Raw genomic sequence first — 10,934 nt, forward strand, 5'->3', positions numbered from 1 at the left:
GGCACCGGGGAGGCGCGGAAGGCTCCACCGGCCGACGGTCACGCTCCGGCGGCACTCGGTTGCCATGCGGCACGGTGGTTCCTACTCTTGATCGGACTCTTTGACCAGCGCGAGGGGGAAACGATGACATTGACGTCGGGCGCGGAGACGTACAGTTTTCAGGCCGAGGCGGCCCAGATCCTCAATCTGATGGCCCACTCGCTCTACAGCAACAAGGAGATCTTCCTTCGGGAGCTGATCTCGAACGCCTCCGACGCGATCGACCGGCTGCGGTTCGAGCGGTACTCGGCCCCCGAGTCGGCCGGAAATGAACAGGACGAGGCCCCGCGAATCCGTGTCACCTTCGACAAGGACGCGGGCACGATCACGATCGCCGACAACGGCATCGGCATGAGCCGCCAGGAGGTGATGGACAACATCGGCACCATCGCCCGGTCGGGCACCGCCGAGTTCCTCCGGGCTCTCACCGGCGACAAGCGCCGCGATGTCGAGCTGATCGGCCAGTTCGGCGTCGGTTTCTACTCCGCGTTCGTCGTCGCCGAACGCGTGGTACTGACCACGCGCAGGTCCGGACTGCCCTCGGCCGAGGGCGTGCGCTGGTCGTCGGACGGCAAGGGCGAATACGCGCTGGAGGCCGTCGAGCGCGCCGAGCACGGCACCACGATCGTGCTTGAGCTGCGCGAGGGTGAGGACGAACTGCTCAATGAACACAGGCTGCGGTCGATCGTCCAACGGTACTCGGACCACATCAGCCAGCCCATCGTCCTCGGGCAGGACGAAGCCGCGGTCAACCAGGCGTCGGCGCTGTGGGCGCGCCCCAAGAGCGAGCTGACCGAGCAGGACTACCACTCGTACTACCGGCATCTCACCAATGACTACTCGGACCCGCTCGCTTATGTGCATACGAAGGTCGAGGGGCGGTACGAGTACACGCTGCTGCTGTACGTGCCCTCCCACGCGCCGCACAATCTGTGGGTCCCCGAGGCGCGCCAGGGCGTACGGCTGCATGTCCGGCGGGTCTTCATCCTTGAGGACACCGGGCAGTTGCTGCCCAACTATCTGCGGTTCGTCCGCGGAGTCGTCGACTCCGCGGATCTGCCGCTCAATGTCTCCCGGGAGATCCTCCAGGGCAGCCAGGCCGTCGACCACATCCGGTCCAGCGCGGTCAAGAGGGTGCTGAGGCTGTTCAAGGAGCTGGCGGAGGAGAAGCCCGAGAAGTACGCGGACTTCTGGAAGCAGTTCGGCGGCGTGCTCAAGCAGGGCATCTCCGACGACCCCGCCCACCGGGAGGAGATCACCGAGCTGCTCCGCTTCACCTCCACCCGCTCGGCCTCGCGGGACGCCGATGTCTCGCTCGGCGACTACGTGGGCAGGATGAAGGAGGGCCAGGACAAGATCTACTACGCGCTCGCGCCCAGCCATGACGCCGCCGCGGCGAGCCCGCACCTGGAGGCGTTCCGCGCCAAGGACATCGAAGTGCTCCTGCTCGGCGAGGCCGTGGACAACTTCGTCGTCTCCGGCCCGCTGCGCGAGTACCGGGGCAAGCGGCTCCAGTCCGTCGCCCAGGGCCCCGCCGACTTCGGCGAGCTGGCCGACGAGGGCGAGAAGGAGGCCGCCGACCAGGCAGGCTCCGACTACGCCACGCTCCTCGGCCGGCTGAAGGCGCACCTGGCGGGCAAGGCCTGGGACGTACGGGTGAGCAGCCGGCTGACCACCTCCCCGGCCTGCATCGTCGCCGACGGGGTGGAGACCGACTTCACCGTCATGCAGCGCATGCGCGGTTCAGGCCTTCCCCACCAGCCGATCCTGGAGATCAACCCCCAGCACCCGCTGGTCGAGCGGCTCAACCGCGAGGAGGAGGACCCCCGTCTGCGCGACTGGGCGCACATTCTGTTCGACCAGTCCGTCCTCGCCGCCGCCGCGCAGATCGAAGAGCCGACGGCGTTCGTCGCCCGGCTCAACGAGCTGCTGACATCCCTGACGGCCGACGGCTCTGAGACTCCTGACGCCTCTGAGACCTCTGAGACCTCCGGCTGAGCCTCGGAGCACCGGAACAATCGAGCGGGTGCACGGGAGTGCACCCGCTCGGTTGTTCCGGTCCCGGCCTCGATCGTCCACGGCCGTGCACGGCGATGGCGTCCGTCGTGCGTTCAACCGAGCGGCCACCGCAGTTGAACACGTTCGGTCTCCTCCTGTTCGCGCGCGTGCCCCACCGCGTCTCTCGGCCCCGTCGCGTCACGGCGGTCCCGGACGTGACCCGTATCACTCGCTGAGGAAAACCCGTGGCTCCCGCCGCGCGTCTAGCAGGTGTGAAACGGGTTGGGGCGGCAGCGCCGCAGGAACTGGACGAGGAGCGCCTCCTAAGGCGGGTGGCCCGGGGCGACCGGGCGGCCTTCGAGGAGCTGTACCGGCGTACGTCGCCGTGGCTGGCGGTGCGGCTGGGCCGCCGCTGCGCCGATCAGCAGATCGTCGCCGAGGTCATGCAGGAGACGTATCTCGCGGTCTGGCGGGCGGCGGGTTCCTTCACCGGGACCGGGGGTACGGCCGTCGGCTGGCTGTGGACGATCGCGGCCCGCCGTCTCGTCGACGCGTTCCGGCGCAGGGCCCATCACGCCCAGCCGCCGCCCGCCGCGGCCCCGCACCCCGTGGCGCCCGCCGCCGAGGAAGTGGCGCTGGTGGCCACCGTCGGCGGGGACGTCGGGGACGCGCTGCGGTGTCTCGCGCCGGAGCTGAGAGACGTACTACAGGCCATGGTGCTCGACGGACTGTCCGTCCGGGAGACCGCCGTTCTGCTCGGGCTGCCCGAGGGAACGGTCAAGACCCGCGCCCGCCGGGCCCGGACCGTGATGCGGGAGGCGCTGGCATGAACCCTGAACACACATCACACACATCACACGCGTCGGTGCGGCTCATCGAGGAGTACGCACGCGGCGGCACGGGCCTCGCCGTGGACGAGGTGTGGGCCCTGGAAGCCCATCTGGAGAAGTGCCGGGACTGCCGTGACCGGCTGTCGGCGGCCGTCACGGCCGATGCGCCCGCCGTGGCGGCGCTGACCGAGGCCGTCTGGTCCGATCTCGAACACCGGCTGGCCTCGGCGGTCCCGGCCCCGGCGCGCCGGCTCCGGGCGCGGCTTTCGGCGTGGACGACGCCCGCCATGACGCCGTGGCTGGCCATGGTGCTCGCCGTGGCCCTGCTCGCGCTGCTGCTGGACCTGGCGGGACCCGGCTCCGGTCAGGTGTCCCTGGTGCTGCTGCTCGCTCCCGTCCTGCCCGTGTGCGGGGTGGCGGCCTCGTGGTCGCGCGGCCTGGACCCGGCGTACGAGCTGACGGCCGCCACCCCGAGGGCGGGGCTGCAACTGGTGCTGCGGCGCACCGTCTCCGCGCTCGCCGTGGTGATTCCCGCGCTGCTGGCGGGGGGCTGGGCGACGGGGGTGACGGCCGTGCAGTGGCTGCTGCCCTGTCTGGCCTTCACCTCGCTGACCCTGGCGCTCGGCGGGGTGATCGGTGTGAGCCGCGCAGCCGTCGCCCTGGTGGCCGCGTGGGCCGCGGTCGTGGTGGCGCCGACCCTGGCCACCAGCCGTACGGCCGCCGCCCTCCAGACGGAGGGACTGCCGGTGTGGGGGCTGCTCCTCGCGCTCGGCGTCGGCGTCGTGATCGCGCGCAGAGGCGCGTACACCGTGCTGGGAGCCCACCGCTGACCCCCCTCCCCCTTCCCTTGAAGCACTCGAACCACTCGAAGCGCTTGAACCACTCGAACCACTTGAGAGAACCCGTGAGAAGAGGAACCGCGCGATGCCCGCAGTGAGCAGGGCCGACATCGCCCCGACGGCCTACGCCTGGGAGATCCGGGCGAGCGGTCTGAAGGTCAGGGTCGGCAGAGACAAGATGGCGGTCGACGGGCTCGATCTGTCGCTGGGCACCGGCGTACACGGTCTCCTCGGCCCCAACGGGGCGGGCAAGACCACCCTCATCCGGGCGCTGGCCACGGTGCTGCGCCCCGCCGGAGGCGAGCTGGAGCTGCTCGGGGAGGCCGCCGGAGGGCTGGGCGAGCACCGTGCGCTGCGCCGCCGGATCGGCTATCTGCCACAGGAGTTCGGCTACTACAAGCGTTTCACCGTGCGCGAGTTCGTCGAGTACATGGCGTGGCTGAAGGAGGTGCCCAAGGCGGACATCCCCGGTGCGGTGCAGCGCGCCGTGGAGCGGGTCGGTCTGGCCGACCGCGCCGACGCGCGGATGAAGACCCTGTCGGGCGGAATGGTCCGGCGGGTCGGCATCGCACAGGCCATCGTCAACGATCCGCCGATCCTGCTGCTGGACGAACCGACGGTCGGGCTCGATCCGGCGCAGCGGCTGCGGCTGCGGGAGCTGCTTCAGGAGCTGGGGACGGACGCCTGTGTGGTCGTCTCGACCCATCTGGTGGAGGATGTGGCCGCCGCCTGCACCGATGTGGTGCTCTTCGCGGAGGGGCGGCTGGTCTTCCAGGGCACCCCGGGCGAGCTGGCCGCCGCGGGCGGCCCGGAGCACCTGGGCGACAGCCCGCTGGAGCGCGGCTACTCGGCGCTGCTCCAGAATCCCGTACGGGCGGGGGGTGCCTGGTGAATCTCCGTGTCCTGCGCATCGAGCTGAGGCGGTCCGTCGCCCCGTGGGCCGGGGGGATCGTCCTGGTGGCCGCGCTCGCGTTTCTGCATCTCGTTCCCGGTCCGTGGGGGAAGGGCGGCGCGCTGTGGACGGGCCAGTGGACCTCCATGGCCCTGTGGACCCGTCATCTGCTGATCTTCCTGTGGCCGCTCGCCGTGGGCCTGGGAGCGCTCCAGGGGCTGCGCGACCGCCGCTCGAAGATGGCCGAGCTGCTGATCAGCACCCCGAGGCCCGAGCGGCACCGCGCGGCCGCCCTGGCGGGGACGACGGCGCTGACGCTGTGCTCGGCCTTCGGGCTGCTCGTCCTGCTGGGCGCGGTGCGGGTGCTCGCGGGCGATGCCTCGTACACGCATCTCGGCTGGCTGCCCATCTCGCTGGTGGGGGCGCTCGCGCTGGGCTCGGGGGCGGTTCTGGGCATGGGGGTCGCGCGGGCTCTGCCCTCCGTCCTCACTCCGCCCGCGCTGGCCGTGGCCGCTCTCGCGCTGACCAATTTCCTGCGGCAGACCCAGACCTCGCAGGACGCGGTGCCGGTCTCCTTCGCCGTGTCGAACCGGCTCTCCCTGCTGTCGCCGACGGTGTCGGAGGTACGCGAGACGCTTCTGACGCTCTCCGTCCCGGTGCACCTCGGGCAGACGCTCTGGCTGCTCGGCATGGCGGCGACGGGCCTCGCGCTGCTGGCCGCCGCCGGTCCGCGCGCGCGGCTGCTCGCCCTCGCTCCGCTGCTGGCGGGCGGGGCGCTCGCCCTGCTGCTGCTTCCGGCCGACCCTCGTGACACCTATGTCCTGGACCGGGCGGCGGCGGCGCGGGTGTGCGAGGGCCCGGTGTGTGTGACGGCTCTCCGGCGGGAGCGGCTCGACGAGCTGGCGGGTCCCGGCAAGGAGGCGCTGCGGGTGCTGCGGGACGCCCTGGGCGACCGGGCTCCGGTCGCCGTCCGTGAGACCACCGCGCTGCGGGCGCTCAGCGCCACGCCGGAGCGGTCGCGCGACTCCGTGCTCGTCGACTTCGACGACAGGGTGATCGGCGACGCCGGGGGTGAGCGGCTGACCCGGGCTCTGGTCGCCCAGGGCATGGTGCCGGTCTGCCATCCCCGCAGCGACACCGAGAGCGGCACTCAGGAGGATGCCGCGGCGCAGAGCATCGCGGCGGCCTGGGCTCTCGGGGAGGCCCCCCGGCCGCTCGAAGGGACCATGCACTCCGCGCGGCACCAGGCCGACATGGCGGGCCCGGTGTGGAAGAGGTTCAACGCGCTGCCCGCGTCGGAGCAGCGGAAGCGGATCGGTGCCGCGCACGCCGCCGCTCTCTCCTGCTCGGCCGACGCGCTCACGGTGCTGAACGGCGGTGCGCTCCGGTGAGATGGCTGACGCTGTACGCGCGTTCGCGGCACGCGCCCGCCTCGCTCGCCGCGGTGACGGCCGGCGCGGCGGCGGTGTGGGCGCTCGTCCGGATCACCGGCGGGGGGCCGGGGGACCCTCGGCTGTCCACGCTCGTCCTCGCCATGGGGGCGGCGGCGCTCTCGGTCGGTCTCGGCGGGCAGGATCTCGCGTTGGACCGAACGGCCGGGATCCGTTGGATGCCCCGCAGGGCGGCGCATGTGCTGCTCTGCGGCGTGCTCATCGGCTCGGTGCTGCTGGCGGTGCAGACGCTGGGCGGGCAGTCGGCCTCCGCGGGCTTCGCCGTGCGCAACAGCGCGGGGCTGATGGGGCTCGCCGCCCTCGGGGCGGCCTGGTGCGGGGCGCGGTACGCGTGGCTCCCGCCGTTCGCGTGGCTGTCGATCGCCCTCGTCGTACCGCCCTCGGCGGACGGGGCGACGCAGGTGCTGACCTGGATGCTGTCGCCGTCCGGCACGGCGGCCGGGACCTGGACGGCTCTCGTCTTGGCCGTCGTCGGCACGGCGGTCTACGCCCTCGGGGGCCCGAGGCGCTGAGGGTCTCCCGTACGACTTACCGGAGTTGGCCCGTACGGGGTGACCTCCGGGAACCGGGTGCGCGCCAGGCCCCGCCGTGTCGGTGAACGGCGGGGCCTGGCGCGGGACCTGGCGCGGGACCTGGCGCGGGGACCGGAGCAGGACCGGAGCAGGACCGGCACGGGGGCTGACGCGGGGGCTGACGCGAGGCGCGCCCAATACCGCGATTTCCAGACCGACATGCGCGGGCGACAGTGCGCATTCCCGGCCGGTGACGGCTCAACTCCCTTCATAAGCCGAGGTGGAACGGCCTTTGGCAGGCTTGGGACACATACCCCATCTTCACTACATCAGGTGAAAATGGGGGACTTCCTCTCGCGGAGCGTGACCTCGCGGGGTGACCATGTAACGACGGCGCGTCATACGTGTCGGTCTGTCCCCGTTGTCGGCATCCGCCGCACAACCTGGTGAACCGCCCGCGGAGCCGGGCGGCAGTCCCCTGGAGGAAACCATGTCCATCACCACCACCCGCACCGTGCTCGCGGACGTCGACGAGCGCACCGCCGTGCACGCGCTGATGACCGAGCCGGAGGCCACCGTCAGCGGCGCTCCCGTCTACGCGCCGGAGGCGGCGCTCATCCTGCTCGCCGCTCTGCTCCTCTCGCCGAAGCAGCCGCGGAAGTAAGGCTTCCGTCTGATCCCCCTCAGCACTGATCACTTCTGAAGAAGGCGAGAAACCGATGTCGCACACGGACTCCGCACCGTCGGCTGAATACGGGGCGGCGGTGGAGAGTCTGGCCGGGCGCGTTCTGCTGGCGGTGAGCGGCGGGGAGGAGTCCCCGGACCTCGCGGCTCATCTGCGGAAAGCGCTGGACACCAAGGCGGCATTGGCCGCGGTGCGGGTGCTGGGACCTGATGTCTTCGCACCCGCGCTGTTGGCCTCCGTACCCTCCTCGCCGACCGACCGGGAGGTGGTGGCCGAGGCGCTGCGCGTCTTCCCGTCCGCCCCCGGCGACCCTCCCGAAGTCGCGTGGCTGGACCGCGCGACGCTCGCCCTGCTCGCCCGACCCGACAACGGCACGATCGGCACGATCGGCACGGTCGTCGCGGTGGACTCGGCGGCGGACGGCGCTTCCGAGAGCTCTTCGGAGAGTGCTTCCGGCGGCGCGGAGCCCGCGCCCGAGGAGCGGCACTGGCGCCCCTGGGCCCAGGGCATGGCCCGGCTGTCGCCGCTGGCGCTGCCCGGAGTGCGGGGCGAGGCCGCCGAGCAGGCGTCGCGCCGGGTGCTCGATCTGTACCGGGGACTCACCCGCTCGATGCTGCGCCGCGACTATCCGACCACCGCACGGCTGGCCCGCTGGGGCGCACTGGCCGAAGGCGCGGGCACGGCCGCCCTGCCGGGGATGGACATCGAGACCGTGGTGCGCCATCTGGAGCTGTGCGGAGCCGTCGGCGCGAGGACCGTTCTGGACACCACCATCGCCGGCCGGATCGTCGCCGCCCGGCAGAACCCGAAGGAGCGCTCCGCGTGAGCACATCGACGTCAGGAGCACCGGCGAGCAGCAGACGGATCGCCCACCAGGTGGTGACGCGAGCGCTCGACTGGCTGCACACCCACTCCGACCGGGGGGCGATGCCGCCGGAGTCGGAGGCCGCTCTCGCCGACCCCGACGGCTTCTACAAACCGCTGGGCGAGCTGGCGCTCGCCGCGTCCCTGGTGCTCCGCGAGGGCATGGCCTCGGCGAGCGAGCAGCAAGCGGCCCGGGATCTGCTGGACTTCGGCTGGACCCAGCTCGGCTCCGGCGATCTGCTGTACGAGCGGCAGATGCGGTTCCCGATGATGACGGATCCGCTGGAGATGTACACCCACTTCGCACGCGCCGGCTATCGCCATGAGCGTCTGCACACGCTGGTGGCGCATCTGGGCGGACTCGCCACGCACCGGGGCTCGGAGATGATGCCCAACCGCCGTATGGCGGTGGCGAACGCCGCCCGGGTCGCGGAGGTCGAGCGGGAGACGGACTGGTCCAAACTGATCGACGCCACCTGGCTGGGGCACACCCCGGAGCCGTGGATGATCGACTGGATGACGGCCTACTGCATGACCCACACGGTCTTCCATGCCACCGACTGGGGTGCCGATCCCGAGGGGCTGCCCGTGCGGGTGCGGGAGTATCTCGCCCACTGGCTCCCGGCGTGGATGGACATCTGGGCGGAGATCCATGAGTGGGACCTGCTCGCCGAGCTGATCATCGTCGACGCCTCGCTGCCCCGGCCGCAGTGCGATCCGGAGATCTGGGAGCGGCTCGCGGCGGCGCAGCATCCCGACGGGCTGGTGCCGCGGGACGGGAATCCGGTCGACGAGGATCCCGACCAGGCGTATCTGGACAACCGTCATACGACCATCGTGGCGGCCATCGCGGGCACCCTGGCGCTCTCCCGGCACGGAGACACCGTTGTCCTCTGACCTCGCGGGCCCGCTGGGCACTCTTCTGGAACCGATGGCGGAGGCGGCCGACCGGCGGGCGTCCACCGTGATCTCGGTGTACGCGGACGGTGAGACGGCGACCCTGTGCCGGGGGTCCACCGCCCGGACGGCCGGGGTTCCGGTCACCGACCGGACCCGTTTCGAGCTGGGGTCGGTGACCAAGACGTTCACCGCGCTGCTCTTCGCCGACATGGCGGCGCGCGGCGAGGTGAGTCTGGAGGAGCCTCTGAGCGCGCGGGTTCCGCGCTGGGCGCTGCCCCGGGGCCCGGCGGGCGCGGGCATCACGCTGGAGCATCTGGCGACGCACACCTCCGGTCTGCCGAGGCTGCCGCCGGGGCTGCTGCGCACCGCCGTGCCGTACTGGACGACCAACCCCTATCAGGCCTATCCGGCGCACCGGTTGCTGGATTCCCTGGCGCGCACCCGGGTGCGGGGCAGGCCGGGCGCGCGGGTGCGTTACTCGAATTTCGGGATGGGTCTGCTGGGGCATCTGCTCACCTCCCGGGGGACCACGGGGTACGGTCCGATGCTGGAGGCGCGGGTGCTGAGGCCGCTGGGGCTCGGTGACACCTCGGCGGGTCCGGGTGAGCCGCAGGCCACCGGTCACTGGCACGGCAGGCCCCGGCCGCCCTTTGTGATCCCGGCGCTGCCGGGGGCGGGCGCGGTGCGCTCCAGCGCCCGTGATCTGCTGCGTTATCTGCGCTGTCACATCGCGCCGGACTCCCCCTCGGGTCCCGGGATTTCGCTGCGCGGTGCTCTGTACGAGGTGGTTCGGCCGCGCCCCCGTGCACCGGGTGGTCCGGAGCTGTGTCTGGCGTGGACCAGACGGGCGCTGCCCGGCGGTGATCTGTATTTTCACCTCGGTGCCACACGCGGCTTCACCACGTTCATCGGCTTCGGTCAGGATCCGGCCGTGGCGGTCGTGGCCCTGACGAATATCTCACCGACGTTGAGCTGCCGTTTCACTCAGGCCGGGTACGACCTGCTGCGGGCGGTCTCCGGCCGGTCGGGCCGCTGAGCGGCTGAGCGGCCGGGGTCAGCGGGTCCAGTAGGTGAGGTTGCGGAAGCGGGACTCGGCGCGTCCCGTGCCGTGGTGGTAGACGCCGTTCTTGAAGTGGCGGGTGGCCGGGCCCCGGTCGGTGTCGGTGTGGACCAGGACATTGTCGAACCAGACCTGGACGGTGCCGGTGGTCGCGTTGTGCGCGATCTTCACGTTGAACCACTTGTTGTACATGCCGGTCTTGATGACCTTGCCGCTGTAGGCCTTCACCGTGCCGCCGGCCTCGTTGTAGGCGTTCAGCATGAAGTCCGTCGCCGGGGTGCCCTCCGGCCGCTGGACCCGCAGGATCTGGACGAAGGTCGCGCCGTGGGTGCCCGCGACGAGATGGACATCGCCGTCCCACATGTGCTGACCGGCGGTGTACTCCTGGTGCCAGCGCATCTCGGTGCGGGGGTCGGTGGCGCTGGTCGGTGTGTGGGGCTTGTCGGTGTCGTAGACCCACAGATGGTGCTCGCCGTCGGCGGTGTGCGTGTAGCGGTCGCCGACCGCGAGATCGTGCGGCTTCTGCACATTGAAGGTGAACGGGGTCTGCGTCCAGCCGGCCGTGGGGTCGGCGGCGGCACTCGCGGTGGAGTGGGTCAGTCCCAGGCCCACACCGCCGGCGGTCAGGCCGAGGCCGGTCAGCAGGGTACGTCGCGACAGCGTCATGGATGAGTCCTTGTCCTGGGTGCCGCCCTCGTCCTGGACGGGCCTGACCACATACTCCCCCGGAAAAGATCCGCGGCCACCACTGGTGACATGCCGAGCGGGGGGCGGGGGTCCCCGGGCGCCCCCCCGGCGGGGGGGTGGGGGCGGGGGCCTCCCGCGGGCCGGGGGGATCCGAGTCGGGGGCGGCTCCGGGGGGCG

The 10,934-nt window shown here is 71.7% G+C and carries 11 protein-coding genes; 10 read left to right on the forward strand and 1 reads right to left on the reverse strand.

Translation table 11 applies throughout. The features are described from left to right. The first annotated feature begins 123 nt into the window (after window positions 1–123). From htpG to IE247_RS11405, 10 genes are all read left to right on the forward strand, one after another. Window positions 124–2,037: a molecular chaperone HtpG gene (htpG, locus tag IE247_RS11360; RefSeq protein ID WP_190122898.1), complete on the forward strand. Its 1,914-nt coding sequence runs from the start codon at window positions 124–126 to the stop codon at window positions 2,035–2,037. A gap of 272 nt (window positions 2,038–2,309) precedes the next feature. Next, window positions 2,310–2,867: an RNA polymerase sigma factor gene (locus IE247_RS11365; protein ID WP_229869050.1), complete on the forward strand. Its 558-nt coding sequence runs from the start codon at window positions 2,310–2,312 to the stop codon at window positions 2,865–2,867. Continuing rightward, window positions 2,864–3,697 (forward strand): zf-HC2 domain-containing protein, encoded by an 834-nt coding sequence (locus IE247_RS11370; RefSeq protein WP_190122899.1) that lies wholly within the window; start codon window positions 2,864–2,866, stop codon window positions 3,695–3,697. Before IE247_RS11365 ends, IE247_RS11370 begins: the two co-directional genes overlap by 4 nt. 94 nt (window positions 3,698–3,791) lie before the next feature. Continuing rightward, window positions 3,792–4,598: an ATP-binding cassette domain-containing protein gene (locus IE247_RS11375; RefSeq protein ID WP_190122900.1), complete on the forward strand. Its 807-nt coding sequence runs from the start codon at window positions 3,792–3,794 to the stop codon at window positions 4,596–4,598. Further along, window positions 4,595–5,989, forward strand: coding sequence for a hypothetical protein (locus IE247_RS11380; protein ID WP_190122901.1), 1,395 nt, complete (start codon window positions 4,595–4,597; stop codon window positions 5,987–5,989). Before IE247_RS11375 ends, IE247_RS11380 begins: the two co-directional genes overlap by 4 nt. Next, on the forward strand, window positions 5,986–6,561 hold the full coding sequence (locus tag IE247_RS11385; RefSeq protein ID WP_190122902.1) for a hypothetical protein: 576 nt from the start codon (window positions 5,986–5,988) through the stop codon (window positions 6,559–6,561). Before IE247_RS11380 ends, IE247_RS11385 begins: the two co-directional genes overlap by 4 nt. Window positions 6,562–7,051: 490 nt before the next feature. Next, window positions 7,052–7,225, forward strand: coding sequence for a hypothetical protein (locus IE247_RS11390; RefSeq protein WP_190122903.1), 174 nt, complete (start codon window positions 7,052–7,054; stop codon window positions 7,223–7,225). Window positions 7,226–7,280: 55 nt separating this feature from the next. After that, on the forward strand, window positions 7,281–8,072 hold the full coding sequence (locus tag IE247_RS11395) for a hypothetical protein (RefSeq protein WP_190122904.1): 792 nt from the start codon (window positions 7,281–7,283) through the stop codon (window positions 8,070–8,072). Then, window positions 8,069–9,007, forward strand: coding sequence for a DUF6895 family protein (locus IE247_RS11400; protein ID WP_229869051.1), 939 nt, complete (start codon window positions 8,069–8,071; stop codon window positions 9,005–9,007). The genes IE247_RS11395 and IE247_RS11400 overlap by 4 nt, the downstream gene beginning before the upstream one ends. Continuing rightward, window positions 8,997–10,046 (forward strand): serine hydrolase domain-containing protein, encoded by a 1,050-nt coding sequence (locus IE247_RS11405; protein WP_229869052.1) that lies wholly within the window; start codon window positions 8,997–8,999, stop codon window positions 10,044–10,046. Before IE247_RS11400 ends, IE247_RS11405 begins: the two co-directional genes overlap by 11 nt. Window positions 10,047–10,064: 18 nt before the next feature. Here the strand turns inward: IE247_RS11405 and IE247_RS11410 are convergent, their stop codons facing one another. After that, window positions 10,065–10,736: a polysaccharide lyase family protein gene (locus tag IE247_RS11410; protein WP_229869053.1), complete on the reverse strand. Its 672-nt coding sequence runs from the start codon at window positions 10,734–10,736 to the stop codon at window positions 10,065–10,067. Window positions 10,737–10,934 lie beyond the last annotated feature (198 nt).

This window comes from Streptomyces inusitatus, from assembly GCF_014651115.1.
GTDB classification, from domain to species: Bacteria; Actinomycetota; Actinomycetes; order Streptomycetales; family Streptomycetaceae; genus Streptomyces; species Streptomyces amakusaensis.

Bases quoted from the DNA above. Each gene is read 5' to 3' on its own strand.
- htpG (WP_190122898.1), top strand. From the start codon at position 124: ATGACATTGACGTCGGGCGCGGAGACGTACAGTTTTCAGGCCGAGGCG.
- IE247_RS11370 (WP_190122899.1), top strand. From the start codon at position 2,864: ATGAACCCTGAACACACATCACACACATCACACGCGTCGGTGCGGCTC.
- IE247_RS11375 (WP_190122900.1), top strand. From the start codon at position 3,792: ATGCCCGCAGTGAGCAGGGCCGACATCGCCCCGACGGCCTACGCCTGG.
- IE247_RS11390 (WP_190122903.1), top strand. From the start codon at position 7,052: ATGTCCATCACCACCACCCGCACCGTGCTCGCGGACGTCGACGAGCGC.
- IE247_RS11395 (WP_190122904.1), top strand. From the start codon at position 7,281: ATGTCGCACACGGACTCCGCACCGTCGGCTGAATACGGGGCGGCGGTG.
- IE247_RS11410 (WP_229869053.1), bottom strand. From the start codon at position 10,736: ATGACGCTGTCGCGACGTACCCTGCTGACCGGCCTCGGCCTGACCGCC.